Annotated in this window: 20 protein-coding genes; 17 read left to right on the top strand and 3 right to left on the bottom strand. The window is 48.0% G+C overall.

Translation table 11 applies throughout. The annotated features are described in order from the left end of the window. The first annotated feature begins 152 nt into the window (after positions 1 to 152). The 9 genes from hbs to pyrF all read left to right on the top strand — a co-directional run bounded on the left by hbs (position 153) and on the right by pyrF (position 8637). The gene (gene hbs / locus AC6R1A_RS13105) at positions 153 to 431 is read left to right on the top strand and encodes a non-specific DNA-binding protein Hbs (RefSeq protein ID WP_334552786.1); all 279 of its coding nucleotides are present in this window, start codon (positions 153 to 155) and stop codon (positions 429 to 431) included. A 177-nt stretch (positions 432 to 608) separates the two neighbouring features. Then, positions 609 to 2468, top strand: coding sequence for a peptidylprolyl isomerase (gene ppiD, locus AC6R1A_RS13100; RefSeq protein ID WP_500630324.1), 1860 nt, complete (start codon positions 609 to 611; stop codon positions 2466 to 2468). Between the two features lie 160 nt (positions 2469 to 2628). After that, positions 2629 to 2961: a ComEA family DNA-binding protein gene (locus AC6R1A_RS13095; RefSeq protein WP_334552570.1), complete on the top strand. Its 333-nt coding sequence runs from the start codon at positions 2629 to 2631 to the stop codon at positions 2959 to 2961. A gap of 329 nt (positions 2962 to 3290) precedes the next feature. Then, the gene (cmk, locus tag AC6R1A_RS13090; protein WP_500633715.1) at positions 3291 to 3971 is read left to right on the top strand and encodes a (d)CMP kinase; all 681 of its coding nucleotides are present in this window, start codon (positions 3291 to 3293) and stop codon (positions 3969 to 3971) included. Between the two features lie 103 nt (positions 3972 to 4074). After that, positions 4075 to 5745, top strand: a complete 1671-nt coding sequence (rpsA, locus tag AC6R1A_RS13085; protein WP_334552568.1) for a 30S ribosomal protein S1 — start codon at positions 4075 to 4077, stop codon at positions 5743 to 5745. Positions 5746 to 5949: 204 nt separating this feature from the next. Further along, positions 5950 to 6231, top strand: a complete 282-nt coding sequence (gene ihfB, locus AC6R1A_RS13080; RefSeq protein ID WP_011080796.1) for an integration host factor subunit beta — start codon at positions 5950 to 5952, stop codon at positions 6229 to 6231. A gap of 160 nt (positions 6232 to 6391) precedes the next feature. Then, positions 6392 to 6670: a lipopolysaccharide assembly protein LapA domain-containing protein gene (locus AC6R1A_RS13075; protein ID WP_500630323.1), complete on the top strand. Its 279-nt coding sequence runs from the start codon at positions 6392 to 6394 to the stop codon at positions 6668 to 6670. 32 nt (positions 6671 to 6702) lie between these two features. Beyond that, positions 6703 to 7872, top strand: coding sequence for a lipopolysaccharide assembly protein LapB (gene lapB / locus AC6R1A_RS13070; RefSeq protein WP_334552566.1), 1170 nt, complete (start codon positions 6703 to 6705; stop codon positions 7870 to 7872). A 69-nt stretch (positions 7873 to 7941) separates the two neighbouring features. Further along, entirely contained in the window at positions 7942 to 8637 is a 696-nt protein-coding gene (pyrF, locus tag AC6R1A_RS13065) for an orotidine-5'-phosphate decarboxylase (RefSeq protein WP_500630322.1), read from the top strand. Between the two features lie 56 nt (positions 8638 to 8693). Here pyrF and miaE read toward each other — a convergent pair whose 3' ends face one another. After that, entirely contained in the window at positions 8694 to 9473 is a 780-nt protein-coding gene (gene miaE, locus AC6R1A_RS13060; RefSeq protein ID WP_500630321.1) for a tRNA isopentenyl-2-thiomethyl-A-37 hydroxylase MiaE, read from the bottom strand. Positions 9474 to 9538: 65 nt separating this feature from the next. Beyond that, a complete protein-coding gene (locus tag AC6R1A_RS13055) occupies positions 9539 to 10300 on the bottom strand; it encodes a DNA repair protein (protein ID WP_334552563.1) in 762 nt (253 codons plus the stop codon). A 294-nt stretch (positions 10301 to 10594) separates the two neighbouring features. Between AC6R1A_RS13055 and cysB the strand changes: the two genes are divergently transcribed. From cysB to AC6R1A_RS13030, 5 genes are all read left to right on the top strand, one after another. Further along, positions 10595 to 11569 carry an HTH-type transcriptional regulator CysB gene (cysB, locus tag AC6R1A_RS13050; RefSeq protein ID WP_334552562.1) on the top strand — a complete coding sequence of 325 codons (975 nt, stop codon included), beginning with the start codon at positions 10595 to 10597 and terminating at the stop codon, positions 11567 to 11569. Beyond that, complete coding sequence (locus tag AC6R1A_RS13045; RefSeq protein WP_500632691.1) at positions 11569 to 12795, top strand: methyltransferase; 1227 nt, start codon at positions 11569 to 11571, stop codon at positions 12793 to 12795. Before cysB ends, AC6R1A_RS13045 begins: the two co-directional genes overlap by 1 nt. A gap of 179 nt (positions 12796 to 12974) precedes the next feature. Next, entirely contained in the window at positions 12975 to 13940 is a 966-nt protein-coding gene (locus tag AC6R1A_RS13040; protein WP_334552561.1) for an ABC transporter substrate-binding protein, read from the top strand. A 77-nt stretch (positions 13941 to 14017) separates the two neighbouring features. Then, positions 14018 to 14959 carry an ABC transporter permease gene (locus tag AC6R1A_RS13035; RefSeq protein ID WP_334552560.1) on the top strand — a complete coding sequence of 314 codons (942 nt, stop codon included), beginning with the start codon at positions 14018 to 14020 and terminating at the stop codon, positions 14957 to 14959. Next, positions 14956 to 15750 carry an ABC transporter ATP-binding protein gene (locus AC6R1A_RS13030; RefSeq protein WP_334552559.1) on the top strand — a complete coding sequence of 265 codons (795 nt, stop codon included), beginning with the start codon at positions 14956 to 14958 and terminating at the stop codon, positions 15748 to 15750. The genes AC6R1A_RS13035 and AC6R1A_RS13030 overlap by 4 nt, the downstream gene beginning before the upstream one ends. A 28-nt stretch (positions 15751 to 15778) precedes the next feature. Here AC6R1A_RS13030 and dusC read toward each other — a convergent pair whose 3' ends face one another. After that, positions 15779 to 16738: a tRNA dihydrouridine(16) synthase DusC gene (dusC, locus tag AC6R1A_RS13025; RefSeq protein ID WP_500632687.1), complete on the bottom strand. Its 960-nt coding sequence runs from the start codon at positions 16736 to 16738 to the stop codon at positions 15779 to 15781. A gap of 104 nt (positions 16739 to 16842) precedes the next feature. On the opposite strand from dusC, the gene AC6R1A_RS13020 reads away from it, so the two are divergent. Genes AC6R1A_RS13020 through AC6R1A_RS13010 form a run of 3 tightly spaced genes read left to right on the top strand, consistent with a single transcriptional unit; the run spans position 16843 to position 19452 of the window. Further along, a complete protein-coding gene (locus AC6R1A_RS13020; RefSeq protein ID WP_500630319.1) occupies positions 16843 to 17448 on the top strand; it encodes an SEC-C metal-binding domain-containing protein in 606 nt (201 codons plus the stop codon). A 58-nt stretch (positions 17449 to 17506) separates the two neighbouring features. Then, complete coding sequence (gene lolA, locus AC6R1A_RS13015; RefSeq protein ID WP_334552555.1) at positions 17507 to 18103, top strand: outer membrane lipoprotein periplasmic chaperone LolA; 597 nt, start codon at positions 17507 to 17509, stop codon at positions 18101 to 18103. Positions 18104 to 18105: 2 nt separating this feature from the next. Next, entirely contained in the window at positions 18106 to 19452 is a 1347-nt protein-coding gene (locus AC6R1A_RS13010; protein WP_500632690.1) for a replication-associated recombination protein A, read from the top strand. Positions 19453 to 19496 lie beyond the last annotated feature (44 nt).

Genomic DNA, 19496 nt, shown 5'->3' with positions numbered 1-19496 from the left:
TTAGCCGAAAAAGGCTTGTCAGCGTTTTTTTTGGGCGCTAACGTTAGCTCTTAAAGCGCCAGCCCTTGTCTGATAAGGCTTGCGCTTATATTTGGAAATGAAAATGGAACACAGCTGTCTCATTAAAAATAAAACAGGCGGCACAAAGGGGAATCACAGTGAATAAAACACAATTAGTAGAAAAAATCGCAGAAAACGCAGACCTATCTAAAGCTTCAGCAGGTCGCGCACTAGACGCTTTCATCGAAGCTGTAGGTGACACTCTACAGTCTGGTGATCAAGTCGCATTAGTTGGCTTTGGCACATTCAGCGTACGTACTCGTGCAGCTCGCACAGGTCGTAACCCTAAGACGGGTGAAGAAATCCAAATCGCAGAAGCGAAAGTACCCGCATTCAAAGCCGGTAAAGCTCTAAAAGACGCTTGTAACTAATTCAGAAATTTGACTGCATTTGCAGTTTTTTCGAACCTTTTTAAATTATGCGCATCCTACTGATGCGCATTTCTTTTTCTGGTATTATCGCGCTAATAGTTTTTTTAGTTCAATTAAGTACTTGCTGCTCAAAATATAAGCATCTTGGGCAGAGTACAAGCGGAGAGTAGTTTCAGTATGATGGACCGATTACGCGAGGGCGTGAACAGCATCGCGGTTAAAATTATCCTAGGGCTTATCATCCTATCTTTCGTTTTTGCAGGTGTGGGTAGCTACATTGTCGGTGGCTCAAACAATTCAGCAGCAAAAGTAGGGAATGTTGAGATTGGTCGTGGTGAGTTTGAACAGGCTTACCAAAACGAACGTAACCGAATGCAAGCTCAGCTTGGCGATTACTTCTCAAACCTGTTGGCTGACCCAAGTTATGTGCAATCTTTCCGCAAATCTGTGTTGGATCGAATGGTCAACGATGCGTTGCTAGAGCAGCATGCTGAGTCATTGGGGCTACGCGTGAGCGATGCTCAGGTTCGTACGCTCATTTTGGACATGCCTCAGTTCCAAATTGATGGCAAGTTCGATCAGGACATCTACCAATCTGCGTTGCGTCGTGCGGGCTTCAGTGCTGAAAGTTTTGCTGAGTACTTGCGTCGTGACTTAGTGCGTAATCAGTTACTGACTGCCATCCAGAGCAGTGACTTTGTGCTTGATAATGAAATGGAAGCACAGGGCCAACTGTTGACTCAAACTCGTGATATTAAAAAGGTCACACTCTCTCTAGAAGAGTTTGCCAACAAAGCGAATCTGTCTGAAGAAGAGATTCAGGCCTATTACGAACAAAACCCTGAGCGTTACACTCGCCCAGAGCAAGTAAAAGTTGCGTACATCGAACTGTCTGCTCAGGCGCTTAAGGAATCGATTGAGATCAGCGATGAGCAAGCGAAGCAGTACTATGAAGAGCATCTCGATAAATACTCTTCTGATGAGCAGCGTAAAGTGAGTCATATCCTTATCCAAGGTGATGATGAAGTCAAAGCGCAGGCAATTTTAGACGAGCTACAAGCGGGTGCAGATTTTGCTACTTTGGCACAAGAAAAGTCAGACGACTTTGGCAGTGCAGAAGAGGGCGGTTCACTGGGTTTCATCGAGCGTGATGTGATGGATCCCGCCTTTGAAGAAGCGGCCTTTGCTTTGGAAAATGAAGGTGAAATTTCAGGTTTAGTGAAGTCAGATTTTGGTTACCACGTCATTAAGCTTGATGAGCGAAAAGACGCGGTCGCTAAGCCATTCGAAGAGGTTAGTGCGTCTATTAAGCAAGAGCTCACCGATCAGCAGGCCATCGATCAATTCTACGAACTGCAAAGTGAGTTAGAAAAAGTCGCCTTTGAGTACCCAGATTCACTGGATGATGCAGCAAAAGCGATTGGCGCCACAATCACAACGACGGATTTCATCTCGCAAGTGGACGCGCCTGAGGTGCTAAGATCGGCAGCCGTCATGCAAGCCATCATGAGCCCTGAAGTGAAAGAAGACGGCCTCAACTCAGAAGCGATTGAGATTGCTCCAGAGCACATTATCGTGGTGCGTGTTGAAGAGAGTCGTGATGAAACACTGCTGCCGCTTAGTGAAGTCCGCGAACAGTTGATGGTGTCGCTAGCTAAAGTCAAAGGTGAACAAAATGCCATTGAACTTGCTAAAGCAATGACCGAACAGTTAGAGCAAGGCGACGCATCACTATTGGAAGAGAATGGCCTGGCGTTCTCAGACGTAGAAACCATCGATCGCAGTTCTCCTTATGCTCAGACGGTATTTGCGTTGCCAAAACCTGCAGCGGGTGAAGTTCATTACGCTCAGACCAAAGACCTTAATGGCGACATTGTGATCGTTGAATTAAGCCAAGTCTCGAGTGAGTACGACGCTCAATTTAATACTCAAATTGGTAATCAACTGCTTCAGACGAGTTCACAACAAGAACTCAGTGGACTGGTGAGTATTCTTCGTAAAACCTACGATATCGAGTATTACGCGGTGGCTCAATAATCCCGCTGGCGTGCGAGGCATCGCACGCTAACCGTGTAATTGATAATCTCATCATAACGGGCTGCATCTGCAGCCCGTTATGTTTTCTACTTTTCGCACTTTCTCCTGAGGATACGCACGTTACTCTAGTAGCGGTAATTCAGTGAACTAAGGAGATCCTATGCGAGGGAAAGCATCCCCACTTTTAGCACGCTTGAAAAGCGTCTTTTCTGTCGCAGCGATTACGCTGTGTTTTGTGACCAGTCCACTCTCTTTTGCCAATGAGCAAAAGCAACCAGATAAGTATGAGGGAATAGAAATAACGGTTAACATCAATCAAGCCAGTGCAGAAGAATTGGCCGATTTGCTCTCAGGGGTTGGGATAAAGAAAGCTCAGGCTATCGTAGAGTATCGACAAGCAAACGGAAAGTTTAGTGCAGCCAATGATCTCACCCAGGTAAAAGGGATTGGTGAGGCGATCGTGACAAAAAATGCGGATCGCATAAAGCTTTGAGCGTGATCGTTCAACCGATGTGACCTTTTAAGCATCAATAACCTACTAGAGAGGAATGCCCACTCTCAGCAGTTCTAGTAGGTTTTTATTCACTTCTTTATAGCTGATAAAGATTTTCATTCTGTAACAATATCCAATTAAATGCACTATCACCCGATCCCGCCTAGCGAAAATACGCGTATGAGTATATAATTTGTCGCCGAATTTCAAGGTCAACGCACTTTGCTCTTCACTTCAACGTTGTCACGTTTTAATCATGAGCCATTGCCATTTGAACGTGTGTTTTGTGGAGATCACCGCGGTGACCGTCAATAGACTTGGAGTAAAACATGTCGTCTCATACACCGGTCGTGACCGTTGATGGACCAAGTGGTGCGGGTAAAGGCACGCTTTGCATGCTGTTAGCAAAAAAATTAGGCTTTCATCTTCTCGATTCTGGCGCGATCTATCGCGTATTAGCCTTGGCTGCTATTCATCATGGTGTCGATTTAGAATCTGAAGATGCACTGGTGCCGATTGCGACTCATCTTGATGTCCAGTTCGTTGCAGAAGGCGATTTGGTGCGCGTTATTCTTGAAGGGGAAGATGTTTCTCGCGAACTTCGCAAAGAAGAGACAGGTATGGCCGCATCAAAAGTGGCCGCTTTACCACGTGTACGAGAAGCGCTACTGAGACGCCAACGCGCCTTTGCTGAGGGCAAGGGTTTAGTGGCCGATGGCCGTGACATGGGCACTGTCGTTTTTCCTCAAGCTGAGGTGAAGATTTTTCTCGATGCCAGCGCTGAAGAGCGAGCGAATCGTCGCCTCAAACAGTTGCAAGGCAAGGGCTTAGATGTTAAAATTGACGACCTTTTGAGCGAGATCCAAGAGCGAGACGACAGAGATCGTAATCGCCCTGTGGCGCCATTGCGCCCGGCAGAGGATGCGCTTTTGCTCGATTCTACCTCGATGAGTATCGACGAAGTGGTAGAAAAGGCACTACAATATATCGAATCGAAGCTAGTCGCTTAGGCGGCTAGGTAAGAGCGTTGGTCGCATGGATGATGACTAGCGAATTTAATAACCCCATGTGGTAGGACACCCGTGGACGTTTAATTTATTGAAGATTAACTAAATGACTGAATCTTTTGCTCAACTCTTTGAAGAGTTTCTAAACGAAACAGAATTCCAACAAGGCAGCATCGTTAAAGGTACTGTAGTAGCTATCGAGAACGGTTTCGTTCTTGTTGACGCTGGTCTTAAGTCTGAGTCTGCTATCCCTGCAGAACAGTTCAAGAACGCTGCTGGCGAACTTGAAGTTGAAGTGGGTGCTGAAGTAGACGTAGCGCTAGACGCTGTTGAAGATGGTTTCGGTGAAACTCAACTTTCTCGCGAGAAAGCGAAGCGTCACGAAGCTTGGATCGTACTTGAGAAAGCTTACGAAGAAGCTGAAACTGTTGTTGGTATCATCAACGGTAAAGTTAAAGGCGGTTTCACTGTTGAACTAAACGGTATCCGTGCTTTCCTTCCAGGTTCTCTAGTAGACGTACGTCCTATCCGTGACACTGCTCACCTAGAAAACAAAGAGCTAGAGTTCAAAGTTATCAAGCTTGACCAGAAGCGTAACAACGTTGTTGTTTCTCGCCGTGCGGTAATCGAGTCTGAGAACAGCGTTGAGCGTGATGAGCTTCTAGAAACTCTACAAGAAGGCGCAGAAGTTAAAGGTATCGTTAAGAACCTTACTGACTACGGTGCATTCGTAGACCTAGGCGGCGTTGACGGCCTACTACACATCACTGACATGGCTTGGAAGCGCGTTAAGCACCCTTCTGAGATCGTAAACGTTGGTGACGAGATCCAAGTTAAAGTTCTTAAGTTCGATCGTGAGCGTACTCGCGTATCACTAGGTCTTAAGCAGCTAGGCGAAGATCCATGGGTAGCAATCGCTAAGCGTTACCCAGAAGGTCACAAACTATCTGGTCGCGTAACTAACCTAACTGACTACGGCTGTTTCGTTGAAATCGAAGAAGGCGTTGAAGGTCTAGTACACGTTTCTGAAATGGATTGGACTAACAAGAACATCCACCCATCTAAAGTTGTTAATGTTGGCGACGAAGTTGAGGTTATGGTTCTTGAAATCGACGAAGAGCGTCGTCGTATCTCTCTAGGTCTGAAACAGTGTAAAGCTAACCCTTGGCAGTCTTTCGCTGAAGCGCAAGCTAAAGGCGACAAAGTAACTGGTAAGATCAAGTCTATCACTGACTTCGGTATCTTCATCGGTCTAGAAGGCGGCATCGACGGTCTAGTTCACCTATCTGATATCTCTTGGAACGTTGCTGGTGAAGAAGCGGTTCGTGAGTACAAGAAAGGCGACGAGATCTCTGCAGTTGTTCTAGCAGTAGACGCAGAGCGTGAGCGTATCTCTCTAGGCGTTAAGCAAATGGAAAATGACCCATTCAATGCTTACGTTGCAGAGAAGAAGAAAGGCGTTCTAGTTAACGGTACTGTAACTGCAGTAGACGCTAAAGGTGCAACTATCGAGCTTGAAGAAGGCGTAGAAGGTTACATCCGCGCATCTGAAGTTTCACGTGACCGCGTAGAAGACGCTTCTCTAATCCTAAGCGCTGGTGACACTGTTGAAGCGAAATTTACTGGCGTTGACCGTAAGAACCGCGTAATCAACTTGTCTATCAAAGCGAAAGACGAAGCTGAAGAGCAAGAAGCAATGGCTACACTGAACAAAGCAGACGATGCTTCATTCGGTAATGCTATGGCTGACGCTTTCAAAGCAGCTAAAGGCGAGTAATCTCGTCGATAGTTAGAAAAAGGAGCCGAAAGGCTCCTTTTTTATTGCCTATCAGTGACCTAGTGTCCAATTTGTAGAAATCGTACGAAATTGTCGCGAAGACTACACAAACTGACGAAATCTTGTCTAAAATTGATAGCAAGTGTTTGTTGGAACTACTATTAGTAACTATAATAAATGATAAATTACTCTACGAGGGATACTATGACTAAGTCTGAATTGATAGAAAGACTCTGTGCTGAGCAGACCCATCTTTCAGCAAAAGAAATTGAAGATGCGGTAAAAGATATTCTCGAGCACATGGCGTCAACACTGGAAAGTGGTGACCGCATTGAAATTCGTGGTTTTGGCAGTTTTTCTTTGCACTACCGTGAGCCTCGTGTGGGTCGCAATCCAAAGACAGGCGATAAAGTGGAACTCGAAGGTAAGTATGTTCCCCACTTTAAACCGGGCAAAGAATTACGTGAACGCGTAAATATTGGATAGATTTTCACTGCCTTATTCATAGCGGATGAAGGCAGTATAAAAAAACGGCATACATTAGGTATGCCGTTTTTTTATAAAATGAAAACCCGAGATAACCATGGTTTGTTCAGTGGTTTTACTGCATAATCGTAGCAGCGTTTGTCCATTCAGGTGATAGAAGATGAAAATTATAAAAATTGTTATCGTACTGGCTCTGTTTCTTGTCGCGCTGGCATTAGGTTCGCAAAACCAAGAGGTTGTGAACTTCAATTACTTATTAGCTCAAGGTGAATTCCATCTTTCAACCCTACTTGGCGTGGTATTTGTCGTTGGCTTTGTGATTGCTTGGATCATCTTTGGCAGTTTACATTTACGCTCTCAGCTTGAAGTTCGTAAACTCAAACGCCAGGTCAAGAAACTCTCTCCGGCTGAATCGACACCAGAGCAGTCAAACGCATAATACACTTAGTCGTTAGGTAGGCTCTTCACTCGATGTTAGAAATACTCTTCTTGTTATTGCCAATTGCCGCCGCTTACGGTTGGTATATGGGTAACCGTAGTGCCCAGCAAGACAAGCAGAAACAGTCCAATCAGATTTCCCGTCAGTACGTGACGGGTCTAAACTTGTTGCTGTCCGATCAGTCCGATAAGGCGGTCGACCACTTTATCGAACTGCTCCAAGTTGACAATGAAACCATAGATACCCATTTAGCATTAGGTAATCTCTTTCGCTCTCGTGGTGAAGTGGATAGAGCGATTCGTATTCACCAAAATCTTATCTCACGTTCAGGGCTGACCATCGACCAGAAAAATATCGCGTTGCAGCAGTTAGCCAAAGATTACATGGCGTCGGGTTTTCTCGATAGAGCGGAAAAGATTTTTGAACAACTCGTGGACGAGCCCGATCATAGAGAAGCGGCATTAGGCCAACTGGTCGCGATTTATCAGCAGACACGAGAGTGGGGCAAAGCAATAGAATACGCCACGCTTCTCGTTAAGATGGGGCGTAAGCGTATGCGCAGTAGCATCGCGCATTTTTGGTGTGAGCTTGCAGCGCAAGAAAAGCTCGAGGGGAACATCGACAAAGCCACGCAACATTATAAGCGCGCTTTATCTGAAGACCCCAAATGCGTACGAGCCTCTTTGGCGCTCGGGCGTCTATTTCTTGATGCTGAAAATTACGCTGAAACCATTCACTACCTTGAACAAGTGCTTGAACAAGACAGCGACTTTGTCAGTGAAGTGTTGCCGACGTTGGCGGAGTGCTATCACCATATTGGTGATCAAGAAGCGCTATTGGATTTTTTGCGCCGTTGTATTACCAACAAAGCGGGTGTGTCAGCGGAACTGATGCTGGCTCAGTTGGTGGCCAAGCATGAAGGCGCAGGAGCTGCGCAAGAATTGCTCACAAGGCAGCTGGTTAAAAACCCAACAATGAAAGGTTTTTATCGCTTGATGGATTATCATCTAGCGGAGGCAGAAGAGGGCCGCGCGAAAGCGAGCTTGGCAACCCTGCAAAAGTTGGTGGGTGAACAGTTAAAAGTGAAGCCTCACTATCGTTGCCGTAAATGCGGATTTTCAACCCACTCCCTCTATTGGCATTGTCCATCATGTAAAGGGTGGGGCACGATTAAGCCCATTCGAGGATTGGATGGCGAATAGCCATAAATTTTTAAATGCAGCGGCGATCCCGCTGCTTTTTTTCGACTTATAGATACATTAGGAGATGAAATGATCGACCAAAAAGTGATAGTTGCGCTGGATTATGACAACCAAGCTGACGCACTGGCTTTTGTTGATAAAATCGACCCAGCGTCTTGCCGACTCAAAGTTGGTAAAGAGATGTTTACTCTCTTTGGTCCCAATTTCGTCAATGAGCTGCACAAGCGCGGCTTTTCTGTTTTTCTCGACCTCAAGTTTCACGACATTCCGAACACCTGCTCCAAGGCCGTTCGCGCTGCTGCTGAGATGGGGGTATGGATGGTCAATGTTCACGCCAGTGGCGGTGAACGCATGATGACGGCATCACGCGAGATACTGGAGCCTTATGACAAAGATCGCCCGCTGCTCATCGGAGTTACTGTACTAACGAGTATGGAGCAGCAAGATCTCGCGGGCATTGGATTGGATGTCGCGCCTAAAGAGCAAGTGGTACGCCTTGCAACGCTCACTAAAAATTCTGGGCTGGACGGTGTTGTTTGTTCGGCGCAAGAAGCGAGCATGCTTAAGAGTGAGTTGGGTCGTGACTTTAAATTGGTCACACCAGGCATTAGACCAGCGGGCGCAGCAGTGGGGGATCAGAAGCGTATTATGACGCCTGTTGATGCCATTCAAGCAGGGTCAGATTATCTGGTGATTGGTCGCCCTATCACGCAGGCGAGCGACCCTGCGGCGGTGTTGGCAGAGATCAACGCCACATTGGCTTAAATCATAGTGTATGACTAACAAGGCCAGCAAATTGCTGGCCTTGTGCGTTCTTGGGGTTATTCGGCGCAAAGTGGTACGCCACTGTGGAACTTAAAATCAGCATCGGGTGATGAAATAAGCGCGGCTTCTTTCTGACCAAAATAGTGAATGCGATCTGAGATGTCTTTGCCTGCGATCTCCTCAGCGAGCACGAGATAGTCTTGATAATGACGCGCTTCTGAGCGGAGCAGGGAAATATAAAACTTACCAATATCTTCATCCATTAATGGCGCCAGTTTGGCAAAACGTTCGCACGATCTCGCCTCGATATATGCGCCAATGATCAATTTATCGATCAGTGTTTGCGGCTCATGCGTTGCCATCTCTGATATAAGGCCTTTTGCGTATCGGCTGGCAGGAATCGGCTCGTACGTGATTCCTCGTTGTTCCATGATTTCCAGCACCTGATAGAAGTGGTGCAACTCTTCTTTGATCAGTAACACCATCTTATCGATCAGCGCTTGGCTGTAGGCTGAATCCGATTTCGCCATGATTGACTTGGTAATGTTGCTTTTGCCTTTCAGTGTCTCTAGGTTACCCGTTTGACGATAGGCGAAATCTTCATAGGGCTTGAACCATTCAAGTAACGCAGTCGCACTCGATGGGTCGACCGCATACTTTCGAATCAAGTACATCGCCGACTGACCTGCCTTTAGCTCGCAAAGCAAGTGGTCGATCAACACGGTTTTTAGGTTCTCTGGTTTACTTGCTTCGTTGACCCACTCGTCCGGGGTGTGACAATGAAGAAATTGATGGATGGGAGAGAGTAAATCCTGGTATTGAGCTAAATCTGACATGGGGTATCTGTTTAAATAGAAAAGGTCGCAACCGCGACCTTTGAAAAGGGTGATAACTGATTATATTACCATTTTTTCTTGGCACCAAAGAGCACGTCCATATCGTCTTGACGTTCTTTCTCTTCGATTTGGTGTAACTCTTCCGCGTTGCGTGATTGACGTTTCTGCTCAAGCTGATCATACATCTCCTGCAGCTTTTCTCTCGCTTGGTTGGAGTAAGCGTCATTTTTGGTGCTTAATGCATCCAAGCCTTTGCGCAGCAGTTGAATCGCGGTACCCGGTTGGCCACGTACGATGGCATCGTTGGAACGTTTGATAACATTTTCGATATTGATGCGAATCTGAATGGTTTCCAGACGCGCGTTCTCAGTGACGAAAGTCTGAGTGTCTAGGCGTCCTTTGTTATGTTCGCTGCGAACGGTATCACGAAGACGTTTCACTAGCTTAAGCATCACAATGGCTTGTTTGTCACTGGTTGGCACCTTGAAAGCGGTACTCTCACCTGACTCACTATTTTTCAATTGAGCAATTTGTTGTTTGACGGATTCAACACGCTGTTCCAATTGTTTGTTCTTCGGATCCAGTTCATACATGCTTTGCAATGAATCTAAGATACGATTGTTTAAGCAAACGAGTAGCTCTTTACTATAAGGAAGGTGGTGCGCGTGACCGATAAGTTCTTCTGTTGCATCAATGATTTGCAGGTAACGTGAGCTTTCTTGTTTCTTGGCCGTTTCAACTTTCACTTTATACTGAAGCATAATGTTGTAGCCAAGAACGAGAACCAACAAGATGGCAACGAGCGCTATGATTAAACCAATATTCATAAATTCCGTATCTTATGTTCCGTCATGGTTAGCAGTTAAGGATACATGATCCATCGCCGCTAGACACTTTTTTATATTATTACTCAACAGATTATTTAAAGTAATGAAAAACATCAACTGCTGAGCAAATCTGTGCCTCTGCTTGCAAAACATCCGCTTGAATCCAATTTGGTTATGCTTTTGCGTCGCATTTAAAGCATAGGACTATTATTTTAAGCCTAGAGGCGTTATAACTAAATATTATAAAATATGTTGGCACTTGCCGTGCGTAGGTAAGGGAATACGAGGTCGAGAATGAAATTACAACAATTGAAGTACATTGTTGAGGTGGTCAATCACAATTTGAATGTCTCCGCGACGGCGGAAAGTCTTTATACATCGCAGCCTGGCATCAGTAAACAAGTACGATTACTTGAAGATGAACTCGGCATTCAAATATTTGAGCGCAGCGGCAAACACCTTACCCAGGTAACGGGCGCGGGCCAAGACATTATTCGTATTTCTCAAGAGATCCTCGCGCGCGTTGAAAGCATCAAAGCGGTCGCCGGTGAGCACACTCACCCGGAGATGGGCACGCTCAATATCTCAACGACCCATACCCAAGCGCGTTATGCCTTGCCGGATGTGATCAAAGGGTTTACGGCGCGATACCCTAAAGTCTCCCTTCACATGCACCAAGGCACCCCTTCGCAAATGTCAGAAGCGATTGCGAAAGGCACTGCCAACTTTGCCATTGCGACGGAAGCACTGCACCTTTACCAAGATGCTATCATGTTGCCGTGTTACCACTGGAATCGCTCTATTGTGGTACCTAAAAATCACCCATTGGCGCAGAAAGCTCAGGTGACCATTCAAGATCTTGCCTCATACCCTCTGGTGACTTACGTCTTCGGCTTCACAGGCCGCTCTGAGCTCGACACGGCCTTTAATAAGGTTGGTTTAACGCCAAGAGTCGTGTTCACTGCGACCGATGCAGATGTGATTAAAACCTATGTAAAAATGGGCATGGGAGTCGGCGTGATTGCCAGCATGGCGATTGACAAAACTCAGGATACCGATTTGGTTTCCATCGATGCAAGCCACATCTTTGGCGCCAGCACCACCAGTATCGGGTTCCGTCGTGGTACCTTCTTGCGCTCTTACATGTTTGATTTTATGGAGCGCTTTGCGCCGCACTTGACTCGCCCTGTGGTTGAGCAAGCTCTGACGTTAAAATCCAACGCCGAAATTGAAGAGATGTTTAAAGACATCGAACTGCCAGTGCGATGATCGAGAGGCACTTCCAAGCGCTGGATGACTATTTACGCCAACATCAAGTCTATTGGCGTTTTGAGCCTTTTCTCGCGAGCAGCGCCTCTTCTCTACCTTGGCAAGCGATTAACCCCGATCTTTGCCATTGGTTAGATACCTTGTCGGAAGAAGAAATTGAGCAGTACAAATCGGATACCGATGCGCTGCTCGCCGCGATGACGCTACATTTTCCTGAGCTAGGCAGTATCAAAGCGCTTACCGATTTATCGCTCTATTCACTACCTACCGCGAGCCATCTATCGACAGACGTTGAGAGCGTGTCACTGCCTCGCGGATTAGAGAAAGGGATCCCCGGCAGAAAACTTCGACAGATCACCTTAATGGGCACTGCAGCGCTAACGCATCATAAAGGTGATGAATGGTTGGAGTGGTGTTCGGGCAAGGGTTACCTTGGCCGTATATTGGCGAGTCAGTCTCAGCAAAACGTCACCAGTTTCGAGTACCAAGCGGCTCTCTGTCTATCTGGGCAAACGGAAGCGGATCAGATGGGCTTGACGATGACGTTTGTTCAAGGCGATGCATTGAGCAACGAAAGCCAATCGGTACTAAAGCCCAATCAACACGCGGTGGCGCTTCACGCGTGTGGTGATTTACACGTTTCACTCATGCACAAGTCCATTGCCGCAAAGCTGCCCGCTATAACCTTATCACCTTGCTGTTATCATTTAATCGAAGGTGAGACCTATCAAGCTCTCTCGGCTCAAGGAAAGGCATCAAGCCTTGGATTAACCCAGCAAGAACTGCGGATCCCGCTACAAGAAACCGTGACTGGCGGCGAGCGAGTCAAACGCCATCGCCAACTGGAAATGAGGTATCGATTAGGTCTCGATTGTCTGTTTCGTCAAGCGTTGGATTATCGTCACTATGAGCCGATCCCCAGTGTAAAAAAATCACAGTTATCCGAAGGCTTTGAGTCGTTTTGTCACTGGGCATGTCAACAAAAGGGGATAGAATTACCGAGCGTTGACTTTGCTGACTATGAACAGCAGGGGATGAGGCGTTATTGGCAGATGGAGCGATTGAGTCTTTGTCAGCAAGTTTTTCGCCGTGTGCTTGAACTGTGGCTAGTGATGGACAAAGCGCTCTACCTAGAGCAGAACGGATACCGTGTCTACGTAGGCGAATTTTGTTCGAGAGAAACCACGCCGCGCAACATTTTAATCCATGCTGAACGTCAGTCGTGACTGAAGTCTACCCGCCTCTCTTTTTTGTTACTGCACTGTTAAAAGTTGCTTCCTTTTTCATCACCTTGTTGGTAATAATGAATACCATGCTCATACATGAAGCATGGGTATAACTATTACAAGCACACCCTCATTAATTACAAACACAACATCGTTATTGCTTATATCAAGGAGTTAAGATGAAAGCAGGTAAAATCTTTGCCACCGCAGTACTGGCCAGTGCGGCGCTTCTTAATGCAACCTCTATTGCAGCGAAAACTGCTACGGTTGCCGTTTCACAGATCGTTGAACACCCAGCGCTTGATGCGACTCGTCAAGGTCTATTAGATGGTTTGGCAGCGAAAGGGTACAAACAGGGCGAAAACCTAGAATTCGATTATAAAACCGCACAAGGTAACCCAGCGATTGCCGTTCAGATCGCTCGTCAGTTTGTTGGTGAAAACCCAGATGTATTGGTAGGCATTGCAACGCCGACGGCGCAAGCCTTGGTGTCGGCAACGCGTAACATTCCAGTGGTATTTACGGCGGTCACGGATCCAGTGGGCGCGAAACTGGTTAAGCAACTGGAACAACCGGGCAAGAATGTCACCGGTCTTTCCGACCTCTCGCCTGTCAAGCAGCATGTTGAGCTTATCCAAGAGATCTTACCTGAAGCCAAGTCTATTGGTGTGGTGTTTAACCCAGGTGAAGCCAATGCGGTGACGTTAGTCGAGCTGTTAAAAGAGGCCGCTGCGGAAAAAGGCCTAACGGTGGTCGAAGCGACGGCGCTGAAAAGTGCGGACGTTCAGTCAGCGACACAAGCCATTGCGGCCAAATCTGACGTAATTTACGCACCGACCGATAACACCGTTGCCAGCGCGATCGAAGGTATGATCGTGGCGGCAAACCAAGCGAAAACACCCGTGTTAGGCGGAGCAACTTCCTATGTAGAAAAAGGTGCGATTGCAAGCTTGGGCTTTGATTACTACCAAGTCGGCGTGCAAACTGCCGATTATGTCGCCGCGATTCTAGAAGGCGCTGAGCCAGGGACATTGGATGTCAAAGTGGCGAAAGGCTCTGATCTCGTGGTTAACAAAACGGCGGCTGATAAACTCGGCGTCACGATTCCTAGCGCCGTGATTGAACGAGCGACAAGCGTGAAGTAATTCACTGACGAGGGAGGCGCGTTCTCCCTCACCTCTCACCTGAAAAACGGAGAGTATTAGCAGAAAAGGGAGTTTTTATGTCTGCTTTCGCTTTTTTTGGTGCACTTGAGATTGGATTGATCTACGGCCTTGTGGCACTTGGCGTGTACCTTACCTTTCGTGTACTTGATTTTCCTGACCTAAGTGTTGATGGTAGCTTTCCTATGGGAGCCGCCGTGGCGGCGACTGCGATAGTTGCGGGCATTAACCCTTGGGTTGCAACCTTTATGGCTATTGTTGCCGGAGCGATGACAGGGTGGGTCACGGCCTTTCTTGCCGTGCGCTGTGGCATCTTGCATCTGTTGGCGTCGATACTCACCATGATCGCCGCATTTTCGATCAATATTCGCATCATGGGTCGCCCTAACATGGCGTTGTTGGGTGAAGATACCATTCTGACACCGTTCGAAACGATGGGCGATCCCATGTTGGTTCGACCGCTGTTAGTGGGCGTGTTGGTTCTGTTATCTGCATGGTTCGTCATTCGACTGCTCAACAGTGATTTCGGTTTAGGGCTGAGAGCGACGGGTGTCAATGCGCGCATGGTCTCAGCACAAGGTGCAAGCACCTCCTTTTACACCTATTTTGGCCTTGCTCTATCCAATGGATTCGTGGGTTTCGCGGGGGCCTTGTTTGCGCAGACCAATAGCTTTGCCGACGTGACCTCCGGGGTCGGAACGATCGTTGTCGGTCTCGCGGCGGTGATTCTTGGTCAAACTTTGATCCCGGGTCGACGAATTTGGGTCGCGGTGGTCGCGGTGATCGTCGGCTCTGTGCTCTACCGTTTGGCTGTCGCCTTTGCGCTCAGCTCTGGCATGTTCGGTTTACAAGCTTCTGATCTTAACTTAGTGACAGCAGTATTGGTTGCGCTAGCACTGATTGCACCGAAGTTGAAAGGCAACATAAAGGCAAAAAAGCCTAGTCCTGCCGAGGCACCACGGGCGTCAAAGCAAAACGATAGCAATGGAGGCGTCGCATGATTCGGCTAAAAGATATTCAAGTCACCTTTAACCCAGGGACCATTTTGGAAAATCGCGCGCTAAGAGGTGTCGATCTTGAGGTACCTCAGCATCAGTTTTTAACCGTGATCGGCTCAAACGGTGCGGGTAAATCGACGCTGCTTGGTGCCGTCACCGGTGAAACACCTATGGTGGGTGGACAAGTAGTGATTGATGAACTGGATGTGACAAGACAAACGGTTTCCCAGCGCGCCAGTCAATGTGCGCGCGTGTTCCAAGATCCGTTGGCAGGCACTTGTGGTGAGCTCACCATTGAAGAGAACATGGCGCTGGCCTATATGCGAGGCAAAAAGCGCGGTTGGAGTCTCTCCTTGTCGAGCAAACGGCGTCGTCTGTTTCAAGAGCGCATCAGCATTTTGGGCTTAGGGTTGGAAGACCGTTTGGGTGATAACATTGGTCTTTTGTCTGGCGGGCAGCGGCAAGCAGTCAGCTTGGTGATGGCCACTTTATCGGACAGCAAGTTACTCTTGCTTGATGAGCACACCGCCGCGCTGGACCCACGTATGGCCGCGTTCATTATTGATTTGACCAAAACCATTGTGAGCGAGTTCAACTTGACCGTCATGATGGTAACGCATTCGATGAAAGATGCACTTGCGTGTGGAGATCGCACCGTGATGCTCCACCAAGGTGAAATTGTACTCGATGTTCAAGGTCAGCAACGAGCGGGCATGACAGTGCCTGATTTGCTCGAGATGTTCACCAAAGTACGGGGCGAAGAACTGGCCGACGACAGTCTACTGCTCAATTAACGGCATGCATCCTAGAGAGTGTGTTTCTCTAGGATGCATTTTCTAACAGCGTTGCTTGATAACGCTCAATATGATCAACGATAGGCTGAGCTTTGTTGAAGGTGCGAATTTCGCGAAACAGCGCATCAGCTTGTGGGTATTGCTGACGCAAATAGGAGAACCACTGCTTCACGCGGTTCGGGTAGTAGAGCCCTTTATCGCCTTTCATCTCATACTGAGAATAGACCAGTAGCAGCTTGACGACGTCTTCCCACGGCATGGGGGCGTGATTGTGTTTGACCACGTTGCAAAGATTGGGCACGTTGAAGGCGCCTCGGCAAACCATGAGTGAGTCGACTCCAGTCGTCTCGATACACGCTTGGCCATCTTGATAGTTCCAGATCTCGCCGTTGGCGATCAGTGGGATAGAAAAACGTTGTCTAATCTGGTCAATGTACTCCCACTTAATTTCACTCGCTTTGTAGCCGCCCGTTTTGGTGCGCGCATGCACAGTGAGCTCATCGGCGTTGGCCGATTGAATGGCGTCAACAATCTCGAAGCAATCTTCCGGGTTCTCCCAACCTAAACGGATTTTGGCGCTGACAGGAACGCGCGGATCCACTGCGTCGCGGCATGCTTTGACGACATTGTGAATCAATTCAGGATGCTGCAATAAGGCGGCGCCACCTTTACTTTTATTCACAAGCTTGGCCGGGCAGCCAAAGTTAAGGTCAATCCCTCTTGCACCTAACTCCACTGCGCGCAGGGCATTTTCCGCCATCCAATGCGGATCTTGACCAAGCAGTTGGACATGAACAGGCACGCCTGATTTGGTTTGAGAGCCTTGTTGTAATTCTGGACAAAGACGATGAAAAACGTGCTCTGGCAGTAATTGGTCCACGACACGGACAAACTCGGTGACGCACAGATCGTAATCATTAATATCTGTGAGAATTTCTCTCATTAAATGGTCAAGGACGCCCTCCATCGGGCCAAGAACAACGCGCATAACACTCACCTCTTTGCGGGAGGCGTGATTCTAGTGGGTTCGCTTTCGATTGTCACTAGCTAGGGGTATAATGCGACGGTTTCTCCCAATCCAAAAGAAGCTAGATGACCTATCAATTGTTAATCCTTGACCCCGCCACCTGTGAAGAATCGCCTTTGTTTATTGAAGGACTTACCTTGGCCGCTAACCTAGCGACCAAGCCACTTGCCCCGCTGCAGTGGGTGGGTGAGATCTTGTCTGATCAGGTTGATGCGAATCTTATCGAGTCACATATCACCGCGCAGTACAGTGCGATCAAACGTAATGATTACTCACTGCTTGCGTTACTGGCTGAGCCGCGAGATGAGCAGCTGGCCGATGTGGCAGAAGGCTTCATGACCTTGTGGCCGACGATTGAAACCCAGTGGCAAGGCCTGACCTTGAGCGATGGCACGGAGCGCATGTTACAGGCACTATTGACCACCATGATGCTGGCCATTGATCAAGAACAAACCCAACAGCAAATGCGTGAAGCGGGCATCGATACGCCGCCAGCGTTAGAGGATTTGGTTGACCAATTAGATCTGATGCTGATCGAAGTGGCACAAGCGGCCGACGAGCAATTAGTCGGAGCGAAAGCGCAAAGCGTCAATCCTTACAAATCGATCGGTAGAAACGATCCTTGTCCGTGTGAAAGCGGCCGAAAATTCAAACAGTGCTGTGGTCAATAGAACAAAATACCGAGATGTAGGTCGAAAGACTGGGTCTACGTGTAAAAAAGGAACCTAAATGAAAAAATTAGCCGCTCTATTTTTGATGAGTTGTTCTGTCCTTGCTGCGCCGAAAGATGAGCTCAACGCGCGCCTACAAAAAACCGAAGGCTTCAGTGCCAATTTCAGTCAAAAAGTGGTCAGCCCAGAGGGCGACGTCGTTATGCAAGGTGAGGGGACAGTCGATATTTCGCGACCCAGCCTCTTTCGTTGGGAAACGACGCTACCCGATGAGAACTTATTGATCTCTGACGGCGAGAGCTTGTGGTACTACAGCCCGTTTATCGAGCAGGTGAGCATTTATTCGCAAGAGCAGGCGACGGAGCAGACACCTTTCGTGTTGCTTACCCGCAATCGAGCCAGTGATTGGGATAACTATCGTGTCAGTCAAGAGGGCGACCAGTTTACCCTTATTCCAACTGCTGTCGATTCAAACCAAGGTCAGTTTCGCTTAGAAATTAACTCGAAAGGTGCAGTCAAAGGGTTTAGCGTGGTGGAGCAAGATGGGCAAACCAGCAACTTTGTCTTTGATGATATTCGCCTTGGCAAGCCGTCGGCCGATAAGTTCACGTTCCAAATCCCAGAGGGTGTGGAAGTGGACGATCAAAGGAACTAATGGTGAGTAATTACTCGTTAGACTTCTCAGGGGACGAAGATTTTCGTCCTCTTGCCGCTCGAATGCGCCCGCAAACGGTGGAGCAATACATCGGCCAGCAACATATTCTCGCTGAGGGTAAACCGCTGCGCCGTGCATTGGAGGCTGGTCACATTCACTCTATGATTTTATGGGGGCCACCTGGAACCGGTAAAACCACCTTAGCGGAAGTGGCGGCGAATTACGCCAATGCTGAAGTGGAGCGAGTCTCGGCCGTTACCTCTGGGGTGAAAGAGATTCGCTCTGCGATTGAAAAAGCACGTGAAAACAAACTGACAGGTAGACGCACCATCCTATTTGTGGATGAGGTGCACCGTTTTAACAAATCACAACAAGACGCTTTTCTGCCACATATTGAAGATGGCACCGTGACATTTATTGGTGCTACGACAGAAAACCCTTCGTTTGAGCTTAATAACGCGCTGTTATCACGAGCTCGCGTGTACAAACTGACTTCGCTTTCTCAAGCGGAAATCCGCCAAGCGCTGGATCAAGCGATTAACGATACCGAGCGCGGACTCGGCCATATTGATGCGGACTTTGGCGAAGGTGTGCTTGAGCGTCTCTCTGAGCTAGTGAATGGTGATGCACGAATGTCACTCAATTATCTCGAGCTGTTGTACGACATGGCTCAAGATGATGCGCAGGGGCGCAAAGCCATTACCTTACCGCTGCTTGCCGAAGTCGCAGGTGAAAAAGTCTCCCGTTTTGATAACAAAGGCGATATATGGTACGACCTGATTTCTGCGGTGCATAAATCCATCCGTGGGTCTAACCCCGACGCTGCGCTCTATTGGTCGGCGAGAATGATTGCCGCAGGGTGCGATCCTCTTTATATCGCGAGACGCCTGTTGGCGATTGCGTCGGAAGATATTGGTAATGCGGATCCAAGAGCCATGCAAGTGGCGCTATCGGCTTGGGATTGCTTTACCAGAGTCGGGCCGGCCGAAGGTGAGCGGGCGATCGCGCAAGCGGTGGTTTACCTCGCATGTGCACCAAAGAGCAACGCGGTTTATAGTGCCTGGAAACAAGCTTTGGCCGATGCACACAACCTGCCTGAGTACGAAGTGCCTGTCCATTTACGCAACGCGCCCACTAGCTTGATGAAAGACTTGGGTTACGGCGCTGAGTATCGATACGCGCATGATGAGCCAGGTGCTTACGCCGCAGGCGAGCGCTACTTGCCACCAGAAATGAGTGAAACGCGATACTATCAGCCGACCAATCGTGGCTTAGAAACGAAAATTGGCGAAAAGTTAGATTACTTGGCTAGTTTAGACGCAAAAAGCCCACAAAAGCGCTATGAATAAGCGCCTATTTTAGATACATTTATTCGGTTGTGGTTTTGGTCAAG

The organism is Vibrio sp. R10-SG3-ISO3 (assembly GCF_059834225.1).
The sequence above is the reverse complement of the archived record's forward strand: the minus strand, read 5'-3'. Positions and strand labels throughout refer to the sequence as shown.